Raw genomic sequence first — 26,050 nt, 5'->3', positions numbered from 1 at the left:
CTTATATAACTTACATGGTGATTTTTTTTTTAAACTAAGTTAGTATTTTTAAAATTACGTGTAATAAATTCAAATGCAGCATGCATTACATGCCCCATCGATTTTGCATTCTTAAATTTCATATCATTCGTATAACGGTACAATTCCATTTTCAATTGTGTCAAATGCTCTTGTGTGGAAATAGTATCGTGGCACATAATATTCAACAATTTTTTGATTCTCGTTTCGGCAGAATGAATACGTTTCGCCAAAATCGCTCTTTCTTCATCTTTGTACTGAATAATCGAACGTTCTTCTAATTTCTCTTTGATTAATTGAATCATCGGAAAATTTTCCTTGAAAAACTGCGGACGATATACTTTAAAATTTCCCTCGTAACATTGCTGATCAAAATCGATTGGACGAATTTTATAAACCACTTGATCAAAATCGTGAATTGGGACAATTACATAATTATAGGCACGCATATCCCCTAAAAGACGAATCATACAGCGTTCGTTAAACTTGACGAACTCTTTTGCAATTTGCGCCTTTTCCATTTCACTGCATTTATCTAACAACGTATCCATAAAAACATCGCCCGGAATTCCTATAATGTGTTCCTCTATTAGAGTATCTTTATAAACTAGAAAGTTGATTTTATCTGGCGAAAGAATGTCTTCCAACTCCAATCCGTAAATACGAGAAGCATCGGCTTTTTTGATATAAAAATGAACATAGTTGTCATTTAGAATATTTCGAACCTTAATTCTAAAAGGTTTTGAATTTCCAAACGTACAATAATCAATTGCATCGACATTTAGATATTGAATAATTTCACTATTTCCATCAGAATGCAGAAGCGAATATATTTTCTTTAGATTCAAATCGATTTCATTGCGCTCAAATTCTCCATAATAAACCCTGATCCAGAGTGTATCTGTATCGTGTTTGTCGTAAACATTTATAGAACCTGAAAAACGAAGCAAGTCATCATAAAACACAGAAACTTTAGAAATACGTTCGTATCGCTCTAAATAACTTAAAAGTGGCTGTGTTAAAGGGTAAGACGGTTTTTTTAAAACCATTAAAGGCTCGCTCATTTTGAATATCTTTATTACAAATTTACGTGAATACGATTTAAAGTCAGAATTTAAAGTAACAAAAAACAACTTGGCTCGTCATACTAAAAACTAAAACCAGAAAAATTTGGAAACCATATTAACCATTGAGAATTTAAGTAAAAGATACGGCCGAATTCAGGCTTTGAAAAATGTATCTTTTCAAATACAAAAAGGTCGTGTTTATGGCATTCTAGGGCCAAACGGCAGCGGAAAATCGACTACATTAGGAATTGTATTGAATGTTGTTAATAAATCGTCTGGCAGTTATCGCTGGTTTGATGGTAATGTGGAAACTCATGACGCGTTGAAAAAAGTGGGCGCTATTATAGAAAGGCCTAATTTTTATCCATACATGACAGCTGAGCAAAACTTGAAATTGGTTTGCAAAATCAAAAACATCAACTATTCTAAAGTCAATGAAAAATTGGAATTAGTAGGTTTGATCGAAAGAAAAGATAGCAAGTTCAGTACTTTTTCATTAGGAATGAAACAGCGTCTGGCAATTGCATCAGCACTTTTAAACGATCCGGAAATTTTAATTTTAGATGAACCAACTAACGGATTAGATCCGCAAGGAATTCATCAAATTCGAGATATCATAAAAAAAATTGCTTCGCAAGGAACTACTATTCTGCTTGCTTCACATTTATTGGATGAAGTAGAAAAAGTTTGTTCACAAGTCATTGTTTTAAGAAAAGGCGAAGTTTTATACTCAGGTTCTGTTGATGGAATGTCTTCAAATGAAGGTTTCTTCGAAGTGCAGTCAAATGATAATTTAATTTTAAAATCAGCCTTACAAGAACATCCTGCTGTAGATAGAATTGCTGAAGAAGACGGAAAAGTTTTAGTTTATCTAAAATCTGATTTATCGGCTTCAGACTTAAATCAGTTTTTGTTTTCTAAAAACATTGTTTTAAGTCATTTAGTAAAACGTAAAAACAGTCTAGAAGCACAATTTTTAGAATTAACCAAAAACGCTATCGCCCAAAAAAACTAAACCATGAAAAGACTTCTCTCTATAGAATTACAAAAAATCTGGATGAACAAAGCCAGCCGAGTATTAACTTTAACTTACTTTATATTACTTTCTTTTATTGCTTTAATCGCAGCTATTAAGTTTGATATTGGGCCATTTAAATTTCATTTGGCTGAAATGGGAATCTTTAATTTTCCTTTTATTTGGCATTTTAATACTTATGTTGCGGCTTGGCTTAAATTCTTTTTGGCTATTGTAATCGTTTCGATGATGGCGAATGAATATAGCTACGGAACTTTAAAACAAAACTTAATTGACGGTCTCAGTAAAAAAGAATTTATTTTATCAAAATTCTTAACTGTAGTTTTATTTGCTTTTGCATCTACCGTTTTTGTCTTTTTAATGAGTCTGGCTTTAGGATTATGCTTTTCTTCTTACACAGAGTTTAGTATTATTTTTAGCGACTTAGATTACCTTCTGGCCTTTTTTGTAAAATTAACTGGTTTCTTTTCGTTCTGTTTATTTTTAGGAATTTTAGTAAAACGTTCTGCTTTTGCATTGGGCTTTCTTTTGGTTTGGAACATAATTGAGGCAATTGTACGAGGCACTTTAGCATTTAAAATTTTTCCAGACAGTGATACTGACAAAAAAATAACACAGTTTCTCCCATTAGAATCAATGTCGAATTTAATTGTTAATCCAGGGCCAAGATTGTCTGTCGTGAAAAACATTGGCACACAAATGGGAATTGAAACAGATGCTGATTTTAGTGTAGATTATTTTGCTGTTTTAATCGTTTTAGCTTGGACTTTCGCGTTTATATATTTTTCTTACAAATTATTAAAAAATAGAGATTTGTAGTATATTTGTTACTATGAGTCTTCCAAGAACTTTAATACCACTTTTCATTCTGTGCTGCTTTTATAATAAAATCAGTGCGCAGAACATTTCTGTCAATTCTACAGTAACACCAGAAGATTTAATTCAGAATGTTTTAATTAATAGTTCTTGTATTGATACCGAAAGTGTAAATGCATCGGGAAATCCAACTCCAAACCAGCAGAGTTACGGTTCTTTTACAGCTGGAGCAAATTTTCCTTTTTCGAGCGGAATAGTTTTAAGCTCTTCGCCTAGCAAAAATGCTGAAGGTCCATATATTCAACAAAATTCTAAAGGTGTACAAGTTAGAAACTGGAATGGCGACGCAGATCTTAACACAGCCTTAGGAATTAACAATAGTACACAAGCAACAGTTTTAGAATTTGATTTTGTGGCGTTAACTAATTCGATTAGTTTTAATTATATTTTTGCTTCGAATGAATATCAACTTAATTTCCCTTGTATTTATTCAGACGGATTTGCTTTTTTAATTAAAGATGCGGACAATCCTACTGAAGCATACAAAAATCTAGCAGTTTTACCTAATTCTACCACAGCAGTTTCTGCCACAACAGTACATCCAAAAATTAACACCATAAATGGCAGTGGCGGCGAGCCAATCGTTGGATGCGAAGCCGTAAACGAGAATTACTTTAATGGTTATAATACAGCTTCAAGCCCTATTAATTATGCAGGTCAAACGGTAGTAATGAATGCATCAACAGATGTGATTCCGAATAAAAAATATCATTTAAAATTGGTCGTTGCCGATGATGTAACTAGACAATATAATTCAGCAGTTTTCATTGAAGCGGGTAGTTTTGTAACGAAAATAAATTTTGGACAAGATAGAACTGTGGCTAATAACAATCCTGTTTGCTTTGGAGAAAATTATGTTTTAGATACCAATTTAAGTTCAACAACTCATACGTTTGAATGGTTTAAAAAAGACGCTTCAAACAATTATGTCCTAATTCCAGGTGCTACATCTCCATCTTATGCCGTTTCTGCAACAGGAACATATAAAGTAGAAGCAACTTTGGGCAGTACAACATGCGTATCAATTGGAGAAATTACAGTTGAATTTTCACCGGAGATTCCAGCAACCAACACTTCTTTATTGCAATGCGATGATAATACTGATGGCATCACAATTTTTGATTTGACTAAAGTCGCCAATATTGTAAAAAATAATAATGCGCAGATTACCAATCAAGGTTACTACGAAACTCTAACAGATGCACAAGCCAAAACAAATCCAATTTTAAATCCGCAACGCTATACTAATAAAACGCCGAATCAAATCGTTTTTGCAAGGATTGAAAATACTTTTGGCTGTAGTGCAATAGCTCAAGTTACTCTAAATGTCTCTAATACCGTAATTCCAGATCAATCGCCAATTGCTAAGTGTGATGAAGACGAAATACAAGATGGACTTTATCAATTTAATTTAGAACAAGAAGTAACCCCTCAAATTCAAACTGGCTTACCTAACGGAATAGTAATCAATTATTTTCCAACAGCTTCTGATGCAATTACAGAGACAAATCAGCTACCGAATATTTTTAAAAATACTACGCCAAATAGCCAGACTATTTATGCGCGTGCTGCAAACGGTTCAGATTGTTATGATATAACTCCAATCGAATTGATTGTTCACACTTTTGATCCACCAAATTTTGAAGATGAGACACAATATCTTTGTAAAGGAGATCAAATAACAATATCTGTTGCTACAGGTTTTAGCAGTTATACTTGGACTAATAACGGAGGTTCAACAAACTCAATGCTTGTTACGAGTCCTGGAGATTACTCGGTAACCGTAACCGATGTAAATGGATGTAAAAAAACTAAAAACTTCAAAATAATTTTATCAGAACCAGCAACAATTACAGGAGCAGATGTGAAGGATTTCTCTGGAATAGATAATTCTGTAAAAATTCTATATACGGGTGTTGGAAATTATGAATTTTCTCTTGATGGAACCGCTTTTCAAGATGACCCAACTTTTACACAAGTAACTCCAGGAGTTTATACTGCAATTGCGAGAGACAAGAATGGTTGTGGTATATCTAATTCTTTTATAGTATATGTTTTGGATTATCCACGTTTCTTTACTCCAAATGGAGACGGATTCAATGATTTATGGGTAATCAAAAACATTGATCAAATGCCCGATTACACAATCTCAATTTTTGATCGTTACGGAAAATTATTAAAACAAATGAATCAGAATGGCTCAGGCTGGGACGGAATGTTCAACGGAAGAGAAATGCCTTCAGATGATTATTGGTTTACCCTTCTTTTTGTCAATGGCAAAAATGTTAAAGGACACTTTTCTTTAAAAAGATAACTTTTATAACTTTTATACCTTTCAAACTCTGAAATTCCAAATTCCAATACTTGGCCAAAAATTCAGCACTTAAAACAATTTCAATTAAGCATAAAAAAGAATCCCAAACTCCTTAATTGGAATTTGGGATTTTTCATATTGAAAGTTAAAACGAATTAGATTTTATATCTTTTTCTATCAGTTTCACTTAAGTAAATCTTTCTCAAACGTAAAGATTTTGGAGTAACTTCAACGTACTCATCTTTTTGAATGTACTCTAAAGCTTCTTCTAATGAGAATTTGATAGCTGGAATAATTCTAGCTTTATCATCAGCTCCAGAAGAACGTACGTTAGAAAGTTTTTTCGTTTTAGTAACGTTAACAGTCATATCGTCGCTACGAGTATTTTCTCCAATTACCTGACCTTCATAGATATCCTCATTAGGATCAACGAAGAATTTACCACGATCTTGTAATTTATCGATAGAATAAGGAATAGCTTTTCCGTTTTCCATAGAGATTAATGAACCGTTGTTACGTCCAGGAATTTCTCCTTTATATGGTTCGTATCCAATGAAACGGTGTGCCATAATAGCCTCACCAGCTGTAGCAGTAAGCAATTGATTTCTTAAACCGATAATTCCACGAGATGGAATGTTGAATTTAATAATCATACGCTCTCCTTTACCTTCCATAGAAAGCATTTCTCCTTTACGGATAGTAACGAATTCAACAGCTCTACCTGAAAGGTTTTCTGGTAAGTCGATAGTTAATTCCTCAATTGGCTCACATTTAACACCATCAACTTCTTTGATAATAACTTGTGGCTGACCAATTTGAAGTTCGTACCCTTCTCTTCTCATTGTTTCGATAAGAACAGATAAGTGAAGTACACCACGACCAAAAACCATGAATTTATCAGCAGAATCAGTTTCTCCAACTTTCATCGCTAAGTTTTTCTCAAGCTCTTTTGTTAATCTTTCACGAATATGTCTAGAAGTAACAAATTTACCTTCTTTACCAAAGAAAGGAGAATCGTTAATTGTAAACAACATACTCATTGTTGGCTCATCAATAGCAATCGTTTGCAAAGCTTCTGGATTTTCAAAATCAGCGATAGTATCACCAATTTCAAAACCTTCGATACCTACAACAGCACAAATATCACCAGCAACTACTTCCTCAACTTTTCTACGGCCTAAACCTTCAAAAGTGTGTAATTCTTTAATTCTAGATTTGATGATTTTTCCATCTCTTTTTACCAAAGAAATTGGCATTCCTTCTTTTAAAGTTCCTCTTTCAAGACGCCCGATAGCGATACGACCTGTAAATGAAGAGAAATCTAAAGATGTGATTAACATTTGTGGAGTTCCTTCAGAAACTTTAGGAGCTGGAACATTAGCAATAACCATGTCTAATAATGGTTCAATGTTTTCTGTTTGATTTTTCCAATCATCAGACATCCAGTTGTTTTTAGCAGAACCGTAAACAGCTGGGAAATCTAACTGCTCTTCAGTAGCACCTAATTCAAACATTAGATCAAAAACTTTTTCATGAACTTCTTCAGGAGTACAGTTTTCTTTATCTACTTTATTGATAACCACGCATGGTTTTAATCCTAAATCGATCGCTTTTTGTAAAACGAAACGAGTTTGAGGCATTGGACCTTCGAAAGCATCAACTAGCAAACATACACCATCGGCCATGTTCAATACACGTTCTACTTCACCTCCAAAATCGGCGTGGCCAGGAGTGTCGATAATATTGATTTTTGTTCCTTTATATTGAACCGATACGTTTTTAGAAGTAATTGTAATACCTCTCTCACGCTCTAAATCATTATTATCTAAGATTAAATCACCTGTGTTTTCGTTCTCACGAAATAACTGACAGTGATACATAATTTTATCAACCAAAGTTGTTTTACCGTGATCGACGTGGGCAATAATTGCAATGTTTCTAATAGATTCCATCTGTGATTTTTAATGGGCGCAAAGGTACACTTTATTTTTTAAAAAAAAATGTTTCTGCCATAGTTTGCGTATATACAATCAATTAGTTAATATAAATCATGTAAATATCGACTTCAAAATGATATTAACATACGTTTAGTTATAGTTAAATTAACTATATTTGAGGTGATGAAAAGTAAAACTCTCCAAATTACTCTTATTTATACAATCATCTCGATAATTATGGCGGTCATATGTCATAAATTACTCACAACCTACTTTTCTTCTTCAGAATATCCATATTTCTCTTTAATAAAAGACATTGTATTTATTCTAATTACAGTATTGGTTTTCAGTTTTATACTTTCAAAAAACGAAAAAAGAAACATAACCATCTTTGAAAAGTTAAACAAAACCAATGAAGAAATAAAAGAATCAAATGAGAAATATGACATTGTAGCAAAAGCAACAAGCGATACGATTTGGGACTGGAAAATTCAAGAGGACAGTATTAATTGGAATAAAGGAATTGAAGGTGTTTTTGGTTACGATCCAAAAGAAGTAGGCAAAACTTCTAAATGGTGGTTCGACAAAATTCACCCTGAAGACAGCATCCGAATGTCAATAAAATTATATTCTTTTATAGAACAAAAAACCGAAAAATGGCAGGACCAATATCGTTTTAGATGCGCCGACGGAACTTACAAATATGTCTTGGACAGAGGTTTTTTATTAAAGGATGAAAATGGCAGAGCCATCAGAATGATTGGAGCCATTCAAGATATTACAAAACAAAAGGAAGAAGAACAGCGATTAAAACTTTTAGAAACCGTAATTACACAATCTAAAGATTCAATATTAATTACCGAGGCTAATTCTTCTGAAAGAAAAATACCTAAAATAGTTTATGTAAACCCTGCATTTTCTCAAATGTCTGGCTACCAATCAAATGAAATAATTGGGAAATCGCCAAACATTTTTAAAGGGCCAAAATCAGATTCTGATGAATTAAAAAAACTCTTAAGCGCCATAAAAAACGAAGAAGAATGCCTGATTGAAACCATTACTTACACTAAAAGCAAAGAAGAATATTGGGTCCGTTTTTCTATGATTCCAATTTTCAATAACGAAGGACTAATTTCTCACTGGATTTCGATACAGAGAGATATTACAGATGAGAAAAAACTTGAAACAGAAAAAGAACATCTTATTCGAGAACTAACTCAAAACAATAAAGATTTAAAACAATTCTCTTATATCACATCGCACAATCTTAGAGCACCACTTTCAAACTTAATTGGGTTATTAAATTTAATGGAAGACATTCCAATAGAAAATGAAGAACTTCAAGAAATAGTAGCTGGATTTACAAAATCGACACATTTACTAAATGAAACCATCAACGATTTAGTAAAAGTTATTATCATTAAGGACAATCCTTCGATGCAAAAAGAGGAAGTTTCCTTAAAAGAAGTTTTTGAAAATGTATTCAGTCAACTTTCATTTCAAATTGAATTACACAAGCCTATAATCAAACTTAAGTTTGACAAAGTACCAGAACTTATTACAAACAAAGCTTACATAGAAAGTATTTTATTGAACCTGCTTACCAATTCTATAAAATACAAATCGGAAAACAGAAAACTAAAGATTTCCATAACGGCAGAACAAATAGAACAAAGAACAATCTTGACTTTTAAAGACAACGGAATCGGAATTGATTTAGAGCGAAATCGCGACAAAATATTTGGATTATATCAAAGATTTCATAATTACCCTGACAGTAAAGGTTTAGGATTGTATCTTGTAAAATCGCAGGTAGAAACAATGGGAGGCACAATTTCCATTGACAGTGAAGTCAACAAAGGAACCACATTTACAATAACATTTAAAAATTAATTATTATGCTTGAGCAGATTTTATGCATCGATGATGACCCTATCACGTTGATGCTATGCAAAAAAGTAATTTCAAAAGCTTCATTTTCACACGAAGTTATTACGGCTCAAAACGGCGAAGAGGCTCTTCATCATTTCAATGTCTTAAAATATGCCAAGGACAAAGCAAAAAAAAGACCTGAATTAATTTTTTTAGATTTAAATATGCCAATTATGGGTGGATGGGAATTCTTAGACCATTTCACTTCTTCGGATTACATAGAATTCAATACCGTTCCCGTAATTGTACTATCTTCAACTATTGACCCTGAAGATCTTGCCAAAGCAAAAAAATATCCCATAATAATAGATTTTCTTTCTAAACCTATTACACAGCCAATGCTGGAATACCTAAAAAAGAAAATTGATTTGTAAAATTTAAAATTCCAATGTTTAGATTCCAAAATCCTTCAATACACAAAAATTAAAATTCCAAATTCCAATATGTACAAAGATTGGAATTTGGAATTTTATTTTTTTATTGGAATTTACACATTGAGTTAAAACAAAAAAAGTCCTCTAAAAGAGGACTTTTTATATTTTTAGCAAATTGTTTTTAATTACAATTTAGCAACGTGTTTTGTTAATTTAGACTTCAAGTTAGAAGCTTTATTATCATGAATGATGTTCTTTTTAGCTAATTTATCAATCATAGAGATTACAGTAGATAATTTAGCAGCAGCATCAGATTTATCAGTAGCTAATCTTAATGCTTTAATAGCGTTACGAGTAGTTTTGTGCTGATATCTGTTAAGAACTCTTCTTTTTTCGTTACTTCTGATTCTTTTTAATGCTGACTTATGATTTGCCATTTTCTTTTAATTTTAGATGTAATAATTATTATAAATACTAGTTAAAAAAGAAAAACCTCCCACAATCGTATAACAATCACTTTGGTTTTAACTAATAAAACAAAAACCGAGACACCAATTTTTGTTTTACAAAACTTATTTACAACTAATTTGTAGTCCGTAGGGGAATCGAACCCCTGTTACCAGGATGAAAACCTGGCGTCCTAACCCCTAGACGAACGGACCAATATTCTCCTAAGTTGGAAACTTTTCAATATGTAATATAACTTGTAGTCCGTGGGGGAATCGAACCCCCCTTACCAGGATGAAAACCTGGCGTCCTAACCGATAGACGAACGGACCGCGCTTCTGTATTGCGGATGCAAAGATACATCTATTTTTTAGTTGCGCAATACCTAATGCAAAAAAATATATAATTTTTTAATATGCCTTAGCAAAAAGCACTCTTTTAGAGGATGGTTTCCCAGTAAATACGCAGGTTCCCGCCTCTTCAATAGCGTCCAAAGGAATGCATCTAATCGTTGCTTTTGTCAATTCTTTTATCTTTTCTTCTGTCTCTGCAGTTCCATCCCAATGAGCAGATAAAAAGCCACCTTTTCCTTCTAAAACTTCTTTAAATTCCTCAAAATTATTTACTTCCGTAATATGAGTATTTCGATAATCTAATGCTCTTGCAAATAAGTCGGTTTGAATCTGCTCTAAAAGATCGTTTACATGTTCAACGATTTTTTCGCTAGAAACCACTTCTTTTGTCAAATTATCACGTCTTGCAACCTCAAAAGTTCCGTTTTCCAAATCTTTCGGACCAACTGCAATTCGAACAGGAACTCCTTTTAATTCCCATTCAGCAAATTTAAATCCTGGCTTTTGCGTTGTTCTATCATCAAACTTAACAGTGATTTTTAATTTTCTCAATTTAGCTGTTAAATCCTTAACCGCTTCAGTAATTTGAGCCAATTGTTCATCAGTCTTATATATAGGAACAATAACCACTTGAATTGGAGCCAAATTTGGAGGCAATACCAATCCTTGATCATCAGAATGCGTCATAATCAATGCTCCCATTAAACGAGTAGACACTCCCCAAGAAGTTCCCCAAACATGCTCTTGTTTCCCTTCAGCGTTTGCAAACTTAACATCAAATGCTTTTGCAAAGTTCTGTCCTAAAAAGTGAGATGTACCAGCCTGCAATGCTTTTCCATCTTGCATTAACGCTTCAATGCAATAAGTCTCATCTGCTCCAGCAAAACGTTCTGTTTCTGTTTTAAAACCTTTCACAACTGGAATTGCCATAAAACTTTCAGCAAAATCAGCATAAACGTTCATCATTTTTTCTGATTCCTCAATTGCTTCTGCTTTTGTAGCGTGAGCCGTATGCCCTTCTTGCCATAAAAACTCTGCAGTTCTCAAGAACAAACGCGTACGCATTTCCCATCTAACCACATTAGCCCATTGATTAATCAACAAAGGTAAATCTCTATAAGATTGCACCCATCCTTTATATGTAGACCAAATAATAGCTTCACTTGTTGGACGAACAATAAGCTCCTCCTCTAATCTTGCATTCGGATCAACCATTAATTTCCCAGGTCTATCCTCGTCATTTTTTAATCTATAATGCGTCACAACCGCACATTCTTTTGCAAATCCCTCAGCATTTTTCTCTTCAGCCTCAAACATGCTTTTCGGTACAAACAAAGGAAAATACGCATTTTGATGTCCAGTTTCTTTGAACATACGATCTAACTCAGCTTGCATTTTTTCCCAAATAGCATATCCGTATGGTTTTATTACCATACATCCTCTAACTCCTGAATTTTCAGCTAGATCTGCTTTTACAACCAGTTCGTTATACCATTTCGAATAATCTTCTGATCTTGTAGTAAGGTTCTTACTCATATTATATTTTTTGGCACAAATTTTGTTTTAAACAATTTTAACTAAATAGTTTGACAAAACTAACTAATTTTGTAATGTGCAACAATAAAAAACACCACAGATATGAAAACTTACCTTTCACTCCGCCAAAACTCTAATCATTTTTACCTAATTGGATTATTGAGTTTATTGCTAGCATCGTGTGGTTCTTACCAAAATTCCTCGTATTATGATAATGATGGAGTTTATGGTGGTTCATCTGTTAAATATGTAGCAAATGGAACAAACAATCAATACAAGGAATATTTCAGATCACTTCAAGATGACAATCAACCAACTGAAATTTTTACTGACGTTGACAATTATACTAATTATTCTGATAGCACTCAGACTGCATCTGTAGCTTATCCTGCATGGGGAAGCAGCAGTTCTGATGTTTCTGTAAACTTCTATACTACTCCAACATGGTCATTTGGTTTTGGATGGGGTTATCCTTATTATGGATATGGCTATTATGGATGGGGCTACCCTTATTACGGATGGGGATATCCAGGATGGGGCTACCCAGGTTGGGGTTATCCAGGCTATCCATACTATGGCTATGGCTATAACTACTCTTACAATTATGGAAGAAGAGGCTCTGCAGCTTATTATGGAGACAGAAACTATGCTTACAACAGAAATTACAGCACTAATAGAGGATATACAACCAATCGAAACTACACCACTAATAGAGGTGACTATACTACCAATAGAGGAAATTACACAACAAATAGAAATTATACCACAAACAGATCTAACAGCTATACTGACTTTAGAAGAACCTCTACTTTAAACAGAGGAACTACTAGCCCTACATTCACCAATAGAGGAAATTACAACAACGGTTCTAATTACGACTATAGCAATAGAAGATCTTACAACAACGGAAATACCACAACAAACAGAACCTACACACCTAGTAACAACGGTGGTTCATCAAGAAGCTACACTCCTAGCAATAGCGGCTCTTCAAGAAGCTACTCTCCTAGTAATGGTGGAGGTGGCGGCTCAAGATCGTACAGCGGCGGCGGTGGCGGCGGTGGCGGAATGAGATCTGGCGGCGGTGGTGGCGGAGGAAGAAGATAATTTTTTCTCAGCACACTTAATTCGAACTAAAACTCATCAAAATGAAAAAAATACTTTTCCTATTTATAACAGGACTAACTGTCAGCGCGTCATATTCACAAGAAGTTTCAGATGCTCTGCGTTATTCCCAAGAAAACCTAACTGGAACTGCGCGTTTTAGAGCCATGAGTGGTGCTTTTGGAGCGGTTGGAGGAGACATATCTTCTTTAAGCGTTAACCCTGCTGGATCTGCTATTTTCAACAGCAATCAAGTTGGAGTTTCCTTTAGTAATCAGAATATCAAAAACAATTCTAATTACAACGGAACTCAAACATCTGATAAAGAAAACTCTTTTATCCTAAACCAAGCAGGAGGTGTTTTTGTTTTTAAAAACCACGATCCAAGAGTTGGCTGGAGTAAGATTGCAATTGGCGCAACTTACGAAAACACAAACAATTTCAATAATGAAGTTTTCTCAGCTGGAATAAACCCTACGAATTCAGTTGGAGCTTATTTCTTAGATTACGCAAATTATAGCAATGGAGGCGCTCCTGTTCCTCAGGAATTTGTTACTTTACAACCAAAAGAAACAGTATCTGATTTATATCGATATTTAGGATCCAATTTTCCAAACGGCCAATATCCAAACCTAAGCGGCTTTTCTGCACAACAAGCACTATTAGGAAATCTTGGACGCGTTGTAGGCATTGACGAAGCAAACAATCCTAACAGCACGTATTCCACAAATGTCCCAAAAGGCGGAAATTATTATCAGGAAAACGAAATTTATACTAGAGGCTATAATAGTAAAATAGGCTTCAATATCGCAACATCTTACAAAGACCGACTATATTTAGGAGCAAATTTAAATGTCCATATTACAGATTATAGAAGATCTACAAGTTTCTATGAAGACAATGACAATCCATTACAACCTAACGAAACTATATCAAATTTAAGATTCAACAACGATTTATACACTTATGGAAATGGCTTTTCTTTCCAACTTGGAGCAATAGGAAAAGTAACTGACAATTTTAGACTTGGTGTAGCATACGAATCTAACACTTGGTACGAATTGTACGACGAGCTTTCACAAAGTCTATTCACTACGAGACAAGCTGCAGGCGGACCAATTATCAATGCCAATGTAGCTCCTAATGTTGTAAACGTATACGAATCTTATACTTTACAAACACCTGACAGATGGACTTTTAGTGCCGCATACATATTTGGAAAATCTGGATTATTAAGTATTGATTACGGCATAAGAAATTACGGAAACGCTAAATTCAAACCAAGCAATGCGGGCTTTGGTGGCATTAACAATGAGATAGACAATAGTCTAGCGAGTACTGGAGAGCTTCGTATTGGTGCTGAATACAAAATCAAGCAATTAAGCTTGCGAGGAGGATACCGTTATGAAGGAAGTCCTTATAAAAATGGAATTACAGTTGGAGAACTAAACAGTTATTCTGCTGGTTTAGGTTATAACTTTGGATCTACAAAATTAGACTTAGCTTATTCTTATTTGGAAAGAGATTCAAACCAAGGCTTTTTTTCAAGAGGATTCATTGATGGCGCCAACATCACTTCGAAATTAAACAATGTCACTATGACTTTATTATTTGAATTGTAATTAGAAATCAAAATAGATGATTGAAATTTCCGTTAAGTTCTTCCTTGACGGATTTTTTTTATCCTTTAAAAAAAACTTCATTTTAAATTCAACTCAAAAAACATAAGCAACTAATCTAGTTAACTTCATAAAAAACAGCTAAAACAAACTGCAAACTATCGTAGTTTGAATAAAAAAAGTGTAATTTTGCACTCCAATTTATAAAAGTATGAGAACCAAGTCTTTAAAAAAGAACAAAATTAACGTAATCACTCTTGGGTGTTCAAAAAATGTTTATGATAGTGAAGTCCTAATGGGACAGCTACGTGCGAATGGAAAAGAAGTTGAACATGAAGCTCCTGCAGAAAAAGAAGGAAATATTATTGTAATTAATACTTGCGGATTTATTGATAATGCAAAAGCAGAATCAGTAAATATGATTTTGGAATATGCAGATAAAAAAGACAAAGGACTTGTTGACAAGGTTTTTGTAACAGGATGTTTGTCTGAACGTTACAGACCAGATTTAGAAAAAGAAATTCCGAATGTTGACCAATATTTTGGAACTACAGAATTACCTCAACTATTAAAAGCTCTTGGAGCCGACTATAAACACGAATTACTTGGAGAACGTTTGACTACAACTCCAAAAAATTATGCTTATTTAAAAATCGCGGAAGGATGCGACAGACCTTGCAGTTTCTGTGCGATTCCGTTAATGAGAGGTTCACACGTTTCTCAGCCAATTGAAAAATTGGTTAAAGAGGCAGAAGGATTAGCTAAAAATGGAGTTAAAGAATTAATCTTAATTGCTCAAGACTTAACTTACTATGGTCTTGATCTTTATAAAAAGAGAAATCTTGCTGAATTATTAGAAGCTTTGGTGAAAGTAGAAGGAATTGAATGGATTCGTTTACACTACGCCTTCCCTACTGGTTTCCCTATGGATGTTTTGGAAGTAATGAAACGCGAACCTAAAATCTGTAACTACATTGATATTCCGTTACAGCATATTTCTGACTCAATTTTGAAATCAATGCGTCGTGGTACAACTCAAGCAAAAACGACTCAGTTATTAAAGGATTTCCGTGCAGCAGTTCCTGGAATGGCAATTAGAACTACATTAATTGTTGGTTACCCAGGTGAGACTCAGGAAGATTTTGAAATTTTAAAAGATTTTGTTCAAGAAATGAAATTTGACAGAATGGGATGTTTCGCTTATTCTCATGAAGAAAATACTCATGCTTATTTATTGGAAGATGATGTTCCAGATGATGTAAAACAAGCTAGAGCTAACGAAATTATGGAACTGCAATCTCAAATTTCTTGGGATTTGAATCAAGAAAAAGTAGGTAAAGTGTACAAATGCATCATTGACAGAAAAGAAGGCGCTCATTTTGTTGGACGTACAGAATTTGACAGTCCAGATGTTGACAATGAAGTTCTAATCGATGCTTCTAAACATTATGTAAAAACAGGAGAATTTGTTAATATCAAGATAATTGAAGCAACAGAATTTGATTTATACGGGGAACCTGCTTAAATTTACGCTGAACAATTGTTAATCACAGATAAAAATATTTTTATGAAACCTTTTCAAACTTTATTTATTTTAGTTTTTGGCTTATTTACTTTTACTGTTTCTGCTCAATATGGAGGAGGATACAATAATGGTTATGGTGGTGGTTATGGCAATGGTTACGGAAGAGGTAGCGGAATGGGTATGGATAGAAGCATGATGGCTGGACCACAGCAGGGTTCTCAAAGCAAACCTAAAGAAACTCCTCCTGAAGAAACTGCAGGTATTATTGTAGAACAAATGAAACCGCAAGTAAATCTAGATGAATTACAAGCGATTGCTATTACAAATGTTTTAGCAGATAGTATACGCGAACAAGGTATTTTATTAAAAAACGAAAGCAGCAATCAAGATCAAAAAATTGAGCAGATTAAAGCTTTACGCGAAAGTACCGATAAAAAGATTACTGCTTTTTTAAATCCAGACCAAGTTGAAAAGTACAAAACCTTCATGAGTACTTTAAAAGAAGTAAAAAAGACTAAATCAAAAAAGAAAAAAGATAAAGACTCTAAAGAAGATTCAAAAGAAGTAAAAGACACCCCAGATACGAAAATATCAGAATAATCGTTATTAATCTATAAAACAACGAATTATGACAAAAAAACATTTTTGTTATCTGATTTTAGCTGTTATTGTCAGTGCTTGTTCTACAAATCCGTACAAGAATACTGAAAAGGCTTATGATCAGCAGCTAAAAAATTTGGAAAACCAAATCACAAGTAAAGAAGCCAAACCAATTCCAGCAGTTTCGCCTGTTGTTATTGACACTTCTTATGCACAGCAACTGAGAATTGTAAAAGACACTTTGTCTAAGACAAATTCTACTTATTTACAAAATGGAATTAATACAGAATGGATTGGTACTGTAAATTTCAATTTAAGAAAACCAAGCTTCGTTATTATTCACCATACAGCTCAAGATTCTCTACAGCAAACCATTAATACTTTTACTAAAACCAAAACTCAGGTAAGTGCACACTATATTATTTCTGAAAACGGAAAAGTAGTGCAAATGCTGAATGATTATTTAAGAGCTTGGCATGCTGGAAATTCAACATGGGGAAAAACAACAGATCTAAACTCTTGCTCTATAGGCATTGAGTTAGACAATAACGGATTTAAACCTTTTACAGAAGCTCAAATCAGTAGTTTAGTAGCTTTGTTGACCAAATTAAAAAAGGATTACAATATTCCGACACAAAACTTTTTAGGTCACGCGGATATAGCCCCTGGAAGAAAACAAGATCCAAGCGCCTTATTTCCATGGAAAACCTTAGCAGAAAAAGGATTTGGAATCTGGCCAGATGAAGTCTTAGAACCAGCTCCATTTGATTTTAAGATTGAACCTGCATTAAGAATAATAGGCTATAACACCAAAAACCTAACTGCAGCAATTCAGGCATTTAAGCTGCATTACATTCAAACTGATGCAACATCAGTTTTAGACAGAAAAACCATAGATACTATTTATTCGATTTATAAAAAACAAGTCCAATAAATAAAATCAATTTTTAAAAATACACAACGCATTTCTAGATTTTAGAAATGCGTTTTTTTTTATTCCATAATAATATACCATAATACCGTTGACGCTTCTTATTATCTAAAAGACGCACTACAGTGCATCTCTACAATATAAATCATATTGATCAATTCACTATTTACGATTCGCAAAAACACACACTGCGGCGCATTTCCACAATCATATAAAAAATGCACAACCGTTTTTAAAAGAATCATTAGGTATCACTCATAACTCATAACTCATAATTCATAATTCATAATTCATAATTCATAACTTAAAACTCTTATAAAAATAAAAAAGCTGCCAAAACATAATATGTCTCGACAGCTCCAAAAAAAAAAAAAATATCAATCTTTATCTCTAGAAAGAGTATGTTGTTGCAATTAAGGCATAGAAGCTTCCGCCTGTTGGTAATGCATCTTTATCTAAGAAAATATCTTCAGACGCTGCATCGTATCTTAGCTCAGGAATTATAGTCAATTTTCCAACTTTATAATTTAAAGAAACAGTATTAGCAAATACATTTGATCCTGCTAAAGTTCCTAAACTTGGCGCCGCATCTTTAGCATCAAAATATTCCATTCTGTAAGCCAAAAGCAATGCTGGATTGAAAGAATAAGTAGCATATCCTACCAAAGAAAACCAATCTCCGTCTAAATTACTATCAAAATCATTTGTTGTTTTAGCATAAGTTGCATTTAACCCAAGCGAGAAACTATCTGAAATTGCTTTAGAAGCTGTTAAATCAAACTGCGTTTTGTTTTCGTCTGAAACCGGAATTAAGCTTCCTGGTATCGGGTTAGTACTTCCTGTTGTAAAATTCAAATAAGCACTTCCTGTATCACCAATATATCCTACTTGTCCAATGAACGTTTTTTGATACGAACCTGCATCCATAGCTGATTTAAAGTCTGTTGGGTTGGTTAATCCTAACATAGCTGTAAATTTACCAGAAGTATATTGCGCTTTAACCCCAGTATTAAAAAATGGTCCGTAAGAAAACGCATAAGACATACTGTAGTTTTTATTATCTACTGCATCTAATACTTCATAACCGATATGAGTTCCGAAACTACCTGCTACTACTTTAAATTCATCAGTCAAATTGTATGTAAAAAATAATTGTTTAATCATAAATTTTGCACTTGCATCTTTATCTGGTGTTTCATTATATGAAAATTCTGCTGCTCTTTTTCCGAAACCTAAGTCTACAAAAACTGAAGCTTTTCCAAAAGTATGGCTCGCTTCGATCGATGCCATTCCTAATTCGAATGAATTCTGCGAGTTGGTGAAGCTCGTTAATCCATTCATTTGTTTTGAAAAATCATATTTATAGTACGCATCTGCAGAACCTCCCCATGTGGTTGCTGGAGCGGCTGCTTCCTCTTCTTGGGCAAAGGCAAAAGAACTTGTTAACATCGCGGCTAAAATGTGAAATGCTTTTTTCATGTTTTAATTTGGTTTTTAGTTATTAATTGATTCTGGTTAGTTAATCTTTTATATATCTATTTAATAGTATAAGTCATTTCTAAAACCTTTCATGCGCCTTCAAATCATCATCATTTTCATTAGCGAATTTATTAACTTTTGCATGAGTAGAATAATTCAAAACTGCTTTTTTGACGTTTTAGACGAAGAATTATGGATTACAAAAATTAAGTCGACAATAATCGTGATTTGACATTTATAGATAATTGTTTTTGAAAATTCAACAACGTATTTTTTCGTTATTTTTAAATTTCACAATGGGTATAAGCAAAAATTACTACAAAAAATAAACACAAAACACTATAAAAATACATTTCAAAACAAATTACCCCATAAAAAAATAGGGGTCATGCGCAAAACATTAAAAACAAACATGTAAAACACTTTCAGAAAAAACAGCTTGCAAGCCTTTTTCCAACAAGAAAAAATTCTTACAAAAAATACCCTTACAAAACACCTCTGATTTAAGAACTGAAAAGCGCTTTTACGATATAGAAAAACAAAAAAAATCCCGTTCATTTAAATGAACGGGATTTTGTATAAACGACTCAAAATGATCTATTCTTCTTTATTATATTTTCTTAAATACTCACGGACTTTAATTCCTGATTCTTTCAAATCCTCATCTTTCCATTTTCCATCCGATTTGGCAGACTTTTTCAAAATAGAACAAGTTTCATCTTTATCAGATACGGACCACGTGATCCAACTTAATTTTCTAGCTTCCATCCAATCTATATATTCCTGCCAAGCTTTATAATTTAAAGCTCCGTCTCCGGAAGCTTCCATTCCAGCAGATTCTGAAATAAAAACTGGCAACCCTCTCTTAATGGCCATATCTGTTCTATCTCTCAATTCTTTACCATGAGTTGCCGCATAAAAATGCATAGTATACATTATATTAGTATAATCTCTTATCGGATCTTCGGCTGGAAGATCAATATCCTGATCCCAATGCGGACAGCCGACCAAAATAATGTTATTAGGATCGTTTTCACGAATTACTCGAATTACTTCTTCGGCGTAATTTTTCACTTCCCACCAAGTTTCATAATCCGGCTCATTAAATACCTCATATATAATATTAGGATACTTAGCGTATTTTTTTGACATTTCTGCAAAAAAGGCCGTAGCTTCTTTCAGATTTATATTATGACTGTGCCAGTCTATAATTACGTAGATATCAGATTTTATAGCACCATTTATTACTGCCTCTATTTTCTCTTTAGAAAATTCTGGATTATTAATATAGGAGAAATCTCCAAGTTCGATGCCCATTGCGGCACGAACCACATTACAATTAAAATCCTTTTTTAGCCAACTCACTGCTTTTTCATTATAAAATCTCGGCCACATGCTATGCCAACCAAAACTTAATCCGCGAAGCACAATTGGATTATTATCTTTATCGACAAGCTGAGTTCCAAGAACACTTAATTGCCCATGCTTTTTTACAAATTGTGCTTTTGAAATATTTACAAACAACAAAAGCAAAAAGGCTGCATACCAAAACTTTGATTTCATAATGTATTAATTTAAGGGATTAATTTTAAGGTAATCACATCATGCGAAGCTATTTCTGCACTAAAAGGCTTCTTTGTATTTCCTGCTTCTTTATTTTTCCAAAGATCTTTTATTTTGAATATCGTTTTTACAAAATCAGCTTCATAACCAAAATCAGCATCTTTGATATTGTTCTTTTTCCAATCGAAATTGATCTTTTTTGAAGTTTCGATTCTATTTACAAAGCTAACCGCCCAAGCTCCATCTGAAAGTGGTTTTACCCATACTTCTACTCCATCTAATATAGCATATTTAAAACCTTGAATCCCTAATTTATCTTGATTGACAGCCAGTAATTCTTTATTCGTTAAAATAGCCAGAGTTTCTTTAGACATTTTACGATAATCATTTCCTGTAAATAAAGGAGAAGAAAGCATGCACCACATTGCAAAATGAGTTTTATCTTCGGTATTATTCATTTCGTTTCCAACTTCCATCATATCAAAATCATTCCAATGATCAGGACCTGAATATTTACGAATATCTTTTCTCATATCGGCAATTTTCATGAATCCCCAAGACGACCAATTTTCTGGATGTTTGAATTCGCAGTCAAAACATGGGTAAATATCTCCTGATATTCTCCAAAGATTACCAATTGGTTTTCCCCATTCCCATGGCTGATTGTCTCCCCATTCGCAAAGGCTGAAAACAATTGGCCTTCCAGCTGTTTTAATCGCATTGCTCATTGTGGTGTAAGCTTCTTTTGCTGTAATTCCTTCTGTATTACACCAATCGTATTTTAAAAAATCAATTCCGAGTTTTGCATAAAATCTAGCATCTTGATATTCATAACCTCTTGTTCCTGGATAACCTGCACAGGTTTTTGTTCCTGCACAATTGTACAAACCAAATTTCAGACCTTTACTATGCACATAATCAATAAGCGCTTTCATTCCATTAGGAAATTTTTCTGGATCTGGCACTAAATCGCCGTTTGCATCACGCTCGTGCGTCATCCAGCCATCATCTAAAACTATATAATTATAACCTGAAGTTGCCAGACCCGAAGAAACCATAATATCTGCAGTTTCTTTCACTAATTTTTCATTAATATTGGTTCCAAAAGTATTCCAAGAATTCCAGCCCATTGGTGGTGTCATCGCTAATCCTTCAAATTTCCCGCCTTGCTGTTTATGTGTATTGCCTTGGCTAAAAGCAAAACTCGAAATACCTAGAATAAGCCCTAAAATTATTTTTTTCATTCTTTATTCATTTAAAAAAGACATATAAAAAGATATTCCCTAATTTCTCAATTAGGGAATACCTCAAACTAACTCATAACCTATTATTATTTTTATAAAAATCCGATATCATCTATATAAAGAATACTAGACGGAGTAATTGTTCCTCCAGAAAACTCCTGAATAAACACACTGTCAAAATTTCCATCAGTTAAAAGTTCAGGGTGTAAAGCCGAAATAGGAATTGAAATATTATTCCATTGTCCTGGCACTAAAGTAACCGTCGTACCTTTAGCAGAATCGCCTGTATCACTATTTATGGTCACCATAATTTTAGTACTTTCTGTTGGGAAAATAGACATTTTAACAAATTGATAATCTGCTGCTTTTAGAAGAAGATCAGAGTGCATGAAAAGTCCGCTCCAAGCTTCAGCAACTTTTTTGATTGCATTTGTACCTCTGCTAACTTTTTCAGTGCTTTCCCAGGTAATGTCTCCTCCCCAGCCCCAGCCCCATCCTTTCAATGAGTCTTCGTATAATAAATATTTAAGTCCGATTCCGCTTGGAGCAGACACTCCAAAATCCGTTTCAATAACTATAAGCGCATACGAATCAAAATCAGCAGGAACAGTTGCTTTTATTTCTGTTTTAGAAACTGCAGTAAATGTCGCTTCAGTAGATCCGAACTTAACGCTTTTAACTTTTACGAAATTTTGTCCTGTAATAGTTATAACATCTCCTGGAGAAGCCAGAACTTGCGACAAGCTGCTAATTACTGGAGCTGGAGGAGTCAATTCAATCACATTACTTAAAACATTTACAAAACCATTTGTTCCGTAATAATCTAATCCTGGCGCTTCTTTATCTGATCCGTTTACTTTTAAAGTGTTATTGGTTACATTAATACTTAACAAATATAAATCTGCATTTACTGCATTTGCCATTGTCGCATAATCTCCTGTTTCCAGATAGTCTGCTTGAACTCCTTCCAATTTAGCCACTCTTTTCTTAACACCTTTAATAACATGACTTAAAACAAGCTGTTTCAAATCTGCTGCAGGAACTAAGTTTACATCTGGATATCCTAAATCATTTACATAACCATTAGCTACCAAATATGCATCAAAAGCAGTATTATTAGGAACAAAATAAGTATAATTATCAGCTGTATCTAATGTAGATTCTAAACCAGCTAGTTTTATCGCTTTTGTAAACGTAGTTAAATTACTATTTGCCTGAAGCAAGCCGTAGGCAGTATTATAATTTTGCTGTGCTCCTCCAATATCTTCAATTTCGTTATCGCAGGAAGAAGCAGCGACAACCAAAAAGGCACATATAGCAATATGTTTTACTTTATTATATATATTTTTCATAAATTCTTTTTTAGTTTTTAATTATGGATCTTACTAAACAAACTCAGTTTAGGAATCGAAATTTATTTTCGAATCCCTCCCAATTATTTCAATACAAATCCAATATTATCTAAATAGATAACATTACCTCCAAATCCTCCAAATTCTTGAAATCCAATATTAGATATTTCTGTAGGGCTTCCGACTGCAGTATATGGTATTTCAAAATAAGTCCATGAGCTTTTGATTTCAATTATTTCAGTGTTAGCTTCAACATTAACATCATTAGCAAAAAACTTCACTTTTCCTGCTTTTTCACCTTTAATCCAAAATCGTATAGCCTTAAATTTATCTGTATCATGATAAGACCAGTTATTAATTCCAATTACATAACCATCCCATTCTCCCGACTTCCATTGAATACATTTTAATCCTTGCTTAACATCCTTAGCATAAGCCTTATCAAGCTCGTTGTTATCATCCCACAAATCTTCCCAACCCCAAATATTTGTGGAGGCATCATCATAAATTCCCGAACCTATTGTTTCTGGAGCCACTGTTGTTCCAGATACATTTGTTACAGATAAACTTTTCAAGTAACTTCCTTCAGGAACTTTAACCTGAATCTCTGTCAATGTAGAAGATATTGGCTCAACTTGGATGTCTCCAAAATTAACTACAGGACGCAAGAAATATTCACCTGTAATGGTAATGATATCTCCTGGATTTGGATTAATAGGGAATCCTGTAATATTAGGACTTGGAGGTCTAATCGCTACTTTATAGCTCAAGGTACCTTTTCCGGTTACAATCTTCATTTCGTCCATCTCATTGTAGTATGGCGTTTTTGAATCTACTAAAACCACAATTGCATTGTCTGTTACGAATGTCGGATTAAAATAAGACTCTAATCCGTTGAATGAAATTGATTTTAATGTCGAAAAACCAGATCCTCTAATGATATAGTAATTTCCCGCATTAATAATATCGGTAGGAACATCTACTTTTCTATCTCCTTCAACCAAAGGGTCGTCAACAACAGATCTGCTGATACCTGTTACTTCGAGTTTTCCAGATGAACCTGACGAATCATCATTTGAACAGGAAGCGAAGAGGAAAATTGAAATCGAAGCCAAAAAATACAACTTCAATAACATGCTATTTTTTATATTTTTCATAGTGATTTACTTTTAAAAAATTATTTGAAAGTGTAAGGAACTGGTGCCTCTTTCAATTTTGGATTTTTTCTAACTTCGACATCTGGTTTTGGATAAATAAAATCAGTTGGCGTTGGCGTATAATGTATTACACCCTGAGAATCGAAACCTCTATCTTGCTTAGAAATTATATTGATTGCTTCCTGACGTGGCAGTCTTCCTAAATCGAACCAAAATTCTCCTTCAAAAGCAAATTCAACTCTACGCTCATGAAATAAAGCCGCTTTTGTTAAAGGCACATTAGTCCCTAAAATTCCAAGACCCGCTCTAAGTCTCACTTTGTTATATGACTCTTTTGCTGCTGCGTTTGTAGTTTCATCAGCTCCAGCCATAGTTGCTTCAGCATGTATTAATAAAAGATCGGCATAACGCATAATATAATTACAGTTACTCATTCCGCCCCACCCGTCAGCTGGTCCTGTCTCGCTAGTCACTTGCCCAACAACATATTTCTTAACCGCTGCTCCTGTATTGGCCAATACATCTGGATATTTCGTTTTATCCATAACAAAACCTACAACACCATCTCCTTTAATGTTAGGATAAGAATCTCCATAAATCATAAAAGACTCTTTTCTTCTTAAATCACCAATTTCAAAAGCATCTTGAACGTCATTACTTGGAACATAAGTAGCACCGTATGAAGCATTATCATTCAAAATATCTAAACCATATTGAATATTAGAGAAATTTCCTCCTCCATAAGTATTAATAGCTCCTGACCACTGCCAAGAATAAATAGACTCTTGGTTATTATTTCTACTTGTCAGAAACAAATCTCCGAAGTTTGGCATCAAATCGAACTCACCAGAATTGATTACTTTTTCAGCCATTGATTTAGAATCTGCATATTTCTTTTCATATAAATATACTTTGGCTAAAAATGCTTCAGCAGAACCTTGAGTTACAAAAATATTGTCTCCGCTAGGAGTTCTAGATCTAATTTTTGATTTTAGATTTGCTGCGGCAAATTTTAAATCGTTTTCAATGAAAGTATAAACGTCTTCAATTCTATTTGTATTTACCATTGGATTTTTTGCCAAAGCCAAATTATCTTCTATAATAGGCACTGGTCCATACAAACGAACCAAATAAAAATACGCGATCGATCTAAAAAAATGTGCTTCAGCAATTGTGTTTTTAATAACTGCCTTATTCACATCTGCTGTGGCATTTTTTTCAATATTGTTAATTAAGTTATTGGCTTGCGCTATAATTGCAAAACAAGCTCTCCAAGGATCTAACAATATTGGACTATCAGAAGTCAATTTAAACTGAATCAGTTCTGGTCCATCGGCATAAGCCAAACAATTCCCTGATGATAGTTCTGACAATGCGTAAAAGTTCTTAGTATAATAAGGAGCCCACATTGCACCATACATTCCGTAAGTAGTTCTTGCAACCTGCTCATCAGTATTATAAAACTGGTCACTGCTGTAACTATCTTCAGATGGGTGATCCAAAAAATCTTCGCTGCAAGAAGTAGTTGCCAAACCTAGCGTTAAGAATAAAACTAAGGTCTTTATATTGATATATTTTTTCATAAG

General features: G+C 33.7%; 20 protein-coding genes and 2 tRNA genes. 10 read left to right on the top strand and 12 right to left on the bottom strand.

What is annotated here, in order from left to right:
- Positions 1–29: 29 nt before the first annotated feature.
- Positions 30–1,082, bottom strand: a complete 1,053-nt coding sequence (locus LPB248_RS16890; protein ID WP_177212450.1) for a hypothetical protein — start codon at positions 1,080–1,082, stop codon at positions 30–32.
- 106 nt (positions 1,083–1,188) lie between these two features.
- On the opposite strand from LPB248_RS16890, the gene LPB248_RS16885 reads away from it, so the two are divergent.
- The 3 genes from LPB248_RS16885 to LPB248_RS16875 are packed head-to-tail and all read left to right on the top strand — an operon-like array spanning position 1,189 to position 5,311.
- Positions 1,189–2,100: an ABC transporter ATP-binding protein gene (locus LPB248_RS16885; protein ID WP_177212449.1), complete on the top strand. Its 912-nt coding sequence runs from the start codon at positions 1,189–1,191 to the stop codon at positions 2,098–2,100.
- A gap of 3 nt (positions 2,101–2,103) precedes the next feature.
- Entirely contained in the window at positions 2,104–2,940 is an 837-nt protein-coding gene (locus LPB248_RS16880; RefSeq protein ID WP_177212448.1) for an ABC transporter permease, read from the top strand.
- A gap of 13 nt (positions 2,941–2,953) precedes the next feature.
- A complete protein-coding gene (locus LPB248_RS16875) occupies positions 2,954–5,311 on the top strand; it encodes a T9SS type B sorting domain-containing protein (RefSeq protein WP_177212447.1) in 2,358 nt (785 codons plus the stop codon).
- A gap of 155 nt (positions 5,312–5,466) precedes the next feature.
- On the opposite strand, the gene typA is transcribed toward LPB248_RS16875, so the two are convergent.
- On the bottom strand, positions 5,467–7,263 hold the full coding sequence (typA, locus tag LPB248_RS16870; RefSeq protein ID WP_111378311.1) for a translational GTPase TypA: 1,797 nt from the start codon (positions 7,261–7,263) through the stop codon (positions 5,467–5,469).
- Between the two features lie 168 nt (positions 7,264–7,431).
- Here typA and LPB248_RS16865 point away from each other — a divergent pair, with 168 nt between their 5' ends.
- Together LPB248_RS16865 and LPB248_RS16860 are read left to right on the top strand one after the other, a co-directional pair.
- Complete coding sequence (locus tag LPB248_RS16865) at positions 7,432–9,141, top strand: PAS domain-containing sensor histidine kinase (RefSeq protein WP_177212446.1); 1,710 nt, start codon at positions 7,432–7,434, stop codon at positions 9,139–9,141.
- 5 nt (positions 9,142–9,146) lie between these two features.
- Positions 9,147–9,554: a response regulator gene (locus LPB248_RS16860; RefSeq protein ID WP_177212445.1), complete on the top strand. Its 408-nt coding sequence runs from the start codon at positions 9,147–9,149 to the stop codon at positions 9,552–9,554.
- Between the two features lie 185 nt (positions 9,555–9,739).
- Here LPB248_RS16860 and rpsT read toward each other — a convergent pair whose 3' ends face one another.
- The 4 genes from rpsT to proS all read right to left on the bottom strand — a co-directional run bounded on the left by rpsT (position 9,740) and on the right by proS (position 11,890).
- Positions 9,740–9,991 (bottom strand): 30S ribosomal protein S20, encoded by a 252-nt coding sequence (gene rpsT / locus LPB248_RS16855; protein ID WP_012026903.1) that lies wholly within the window; start codon positions 9,989–9,991, stop codon positions 9,740–9,742.
- A gap of 153 nt (positions 9,992–10,144) precedes the next feature.
- Positions 10,145–10,216, bottom strand: a tRNA-Glu gene (locus LPB248_RS16850).
- Between the two features lie 45 nt (positions 10,217–10,261).
- A tRNA-Glu gene (locus LPB248_RS16845) sits at positions 10,262–10,333 on the bottom strand.
- A gap of 78 nt (positions 10,334–10,411) precedes the next feature.
- Positions 10,412–11,890: a proline--tRNA ligase gene (gene proS, locus LPB248_RS16840; RefSeq protein ID WP_177212444.1), complete on the bottom strand. Its 1,479-nt coding sequence runs from the start codon at positions 11,888–11,890 to the stop codon at positions 10,412–10,414.
- A gap of 102 nt (positions 11,891–11,992) precedes the next feature.
- On the opposite strand from proS, the gene LPB248_RS16835 reads away from it, so the two are divergent.
- The 5 genes from LPB248_RS16835 to LPB248_RS16815 all read left to right on the top strand — a co-directional run bounded on the left by LPB248_RS16835 (position 11,993) and on the right by LPB248_RS16815 (position 17,672).
- Positions 11,993–12,997, top strand: a complete 1,005-nt coding sequence (locus LPB248_RS16835) for a hypothetical protein (RefSeq protein ID WP_177212443.1) — start codon at positions 11,993–11,995, stop codon at positions 12,995–12,997.
- 41 nt (positions 12,998–13,038) lie between these two features.
- Positions 13,039–14,616: an OmpP1/FadL family transporter gene (locus LPB248_RS16830; RefSeq protein WP_177212442.1), complete on the top strand. Its 1,578-nt coding sequence runs from the start codon at positions 13,039–13,041 to the stop codon at positions 14,614–14,616.
- A 208-nt stretch (positions 14,617–14,824) separates the two neighbouring features.
- A complete protein-coding gene (gene rimO / locus LPB248_RS16825) occupies positions 14,825–16,138 on the top strand; it encodes a 30S ribosomal protein S12 methylthiotransferase RimO (RefSeq protein ID WP_111378318.1) in 1,314 nt (437 codons plus the stop codon).
- A gap of 42 nt (positions 16,139–16,180) precedes the next feature.
- Positions 16,181–16,738, top strand: coding sequence for a hypothetical protein (locus LPB248_RS16820; protein ID WP_177212441.1), 558 nt, complete (start codon positions 16,181–16,183; stop codon positions 16,736–16,738).
- 28 nt (positions 16,739–16,766) lie between these two features.
- Positions 16,767–17,672, top strand: a complete 906-nt coding sequence (locus LPB248_RS16815) for an N-acetylmuramoyl-L-alanine amidase (RefSeq protein ID WP_177212440.1) — start codon at positions 16,767–16,769, stop codon at positions 17,670–17,672.
- A 387-nt stretch (positions 17,673–18,059) separates the two neighbouring features.
- On the opposite strand, the gene LPB248_RS16810 is transcribed toward LPB248_RS16815, so the two are convergent.
- From LPB248_RS16810 to LPB248_RS16785, 6 genes are all read right to left on the bottom strand, one after another.
- Positions 18,060–19,148: an outer membrane beta-barrel protein gene (locus LPB248_RS16810; protein ID WP_177212439.1), complete on the bottom strand. Its 1,089-nt coding sequence runs from the start codon at positions 19,146–19,148 to the stop codon at positions 18,060–18,062.
- A 597-nt stretch (positions 19,149–19,745) separates the two neighbouring features.
- A complete protein-coding gene (locus LPB248_RS16805) occupies positions 19,746–20,711 on the bottom strand; it encodes a glycoside hydrolase family 5 protein (protein ID WP_177212438.1) in 966 nt (321 codons plus the stop codon).
- Between the two features lie 11 nt (positions 20,712–20,722).
- On the bottom strand, positions 20,723–21,955 hold the full coding sequence (locus tag LPB248_RS16800; protein WP_177212437.1) for a glycoside hydrolase family 27 protein: 1,233 nt from the start codon (positions 21,953–21,955) through the stop codon (positions 20,723–20,725).
- Positions 21,956–22,047: 92 nt separating this feature from the next.
- A complete protein-coding gene (locus tag LPB248_RS17020; protein ID WP_218279832.1) occupies positions 22,048–23,307 on the bottom strand; it encodes a fasciclin domain-containing protein in 1,260 nt (419 codons plus the stop codon).
- Positions 23,308–23,390: 83 nt separating this feature from the next.
- The gene (locus tag LPB248_RS16790; protein WP_177212436.1) at positions 23,391–24,464 is read right to left on the bottom strand and encodes an IPT/TIG domain-containing protein; all 1,074 of its coding nucleotides are present in this window, start codon (positions 24,462–24,464) and stop codon (positions 23,391–23,393) included.
- Between the two features lie 20 nt (positions 24,465–24,484).
- Positions 24,485–26,047 (bottom strand): RagB/SusD family nutrient uptake outer membrane protein, encoded by a 1,563-nt coding sequence (locus LPB248_RS16785; RefSeq protein WP_177212435.1) that lies wholly within the window; start codon positions 26,045–26,047, stop codon positions 24,485–24,487.
- Between the last annotated feature and the right edge of the window lie 3 nt (positions 26,048–26,050).

Source organism: Flavobacterium sp. LPB0248 (assembly GCF_013388355.1).
Classification (GTDB): domain Bacteria; phylum Bacteroidota; class Bacteroidia; order Flavobacteriales; family Flavobacteriaceae; genus Flavobacterium.
The sequence above is the reverse complement of the archived record's forward strand: the minus strand, read 5'-3'. Positions and strand labels throughout refer to the sequence as shown.

Bases quoted from the DNA above. Each gene is read 5' to 3' on its own strand.
- LPB248_RS16890 (WP_177212450.1), bottom strand. From the start codon at position 1,082: ATGAGCGAGCCTTTAATGGTTTTAAAAAAACCGTCTTACCCTTTAACA.
- LPB248_RS16880 (WP_177212448.1), top strand. From the start codon at position 2,104: ATGAAAAGACTTCTCTCTATAGAATTACAAAAAATCTGGATGAACAAA.
- LPB248_RS16875 (WP_177212447.1), top strand. From the start codon at position 2,954: ATGAGTCTTCCAAGAACTTTAATACCACTTTTCATTCTGTGCTGCTTT.
- typA (WP_111378311.1), bottom strand. From the start codon at position 7,263: ATGGAATCTATTAGAAACATTGCAATTATTGCCCACGTCGATCACGGT.
- LPB248_RS16865 (WP_177212446.1), top strand. From the start codon at position 7,432: ATGAAAAGTAAAACTCTCCAAATTACTCTTATTTATACAATCATCTCG.
- LPB248_RS16860 (WP_177212445.1), top strand. From the start codon at position 9,147: ATGCTTGAGCAGATTTTATGCATCGATGATGACCCTATCACGTTGATG.
- rpsT (WP_012026903.1), bottom strand. From the start codon at position 9,991: ATGGCAAATCATAAGTCAGCATTAAAAAGAATCAGAAGTAACGAAAAA.
- proS (WP_177212444.1), bottom strand. From the start codon at position 11,890: ATGAGTAAGAACCTTACTACAAGATCAGAAGATTATTCGAAATGGTAT.
- LPB248_RS16835 (WP_177212443.1), top strand. From the start codon at position 11,993: ATGAAAACTTACCTTTCACTCCGCCAAAACTCTAATCATTTTTACCTA.
- LPB248_RS16830 (WP_177212442.1), top strand. From the start codon at position 13,039: ATGAAAAAAATACTTTTCCTATTTATAACAGGACTAACTGTCAGCGCG.
- rimO (WP_111378318.1), top strand. From the start codon at position 14,825: ATGAGAACCAAGTCTTTAAAAAAGAACAAAATTAACGTAATCACTCTT.
- LPB248_RS16820 (WP_177212441.1), top strand. From the start codon at position 16,181: ATGAAACCTTTTCAAACTTTATTTATTTTAGTTTTTGGCTTATTTACT.
- LPB248_RS16815 (WP_177212440.1), top strand. From the start codon at position 16,767: ATGACAAAAAAACATTTTTGTTATCTGATTTTAGCTGTTATTGTCAGT.
- LPB248_RS16810 (WP_177212439.1), bottom strand. From the start codon at position 19,148: ATGAAAAAAGCATTTCACATTTTAGCCGCGATGTTAACAAGTTCTTTT.
- LPB248_RS16805 (WP_177212438.1), bottom strand. From the start codon at position 20,711: ATGAAATCAAAGTTTTGGTATGCAGCCTTTTTGCTTTTGTTGTTTGTA.
- LPB248_RS16800 (WP_177212437.1), bottom strand. From the start codon at position 21,955: ATGAAAAAAATAATTTTAGGGCTTATTCTAGGTATTTCGAGTTTTGCT.
- LPB248_RS17020 (WP_218279832.1), bottom strand. From the start codon at position 23,307: ATGAAAAATATATATAATAAAGTAAAACATATTGCTATATGTGCCTTT.
- LPB248_RS16790 (WP_177212436.1), bottom strand. From the start codon at position 24,464: ATGAAAAATATAAAAAATAGCATGTTATTGAAGTTGTATTTTTTGGCT.
- LPB248_RS16785 (WP_177212435.1), bottom strand. From the start codon at position 26,047: ATGAAAAAATATATCAATATAAAGACCTTAGTTTTATTCTTAACGCTA.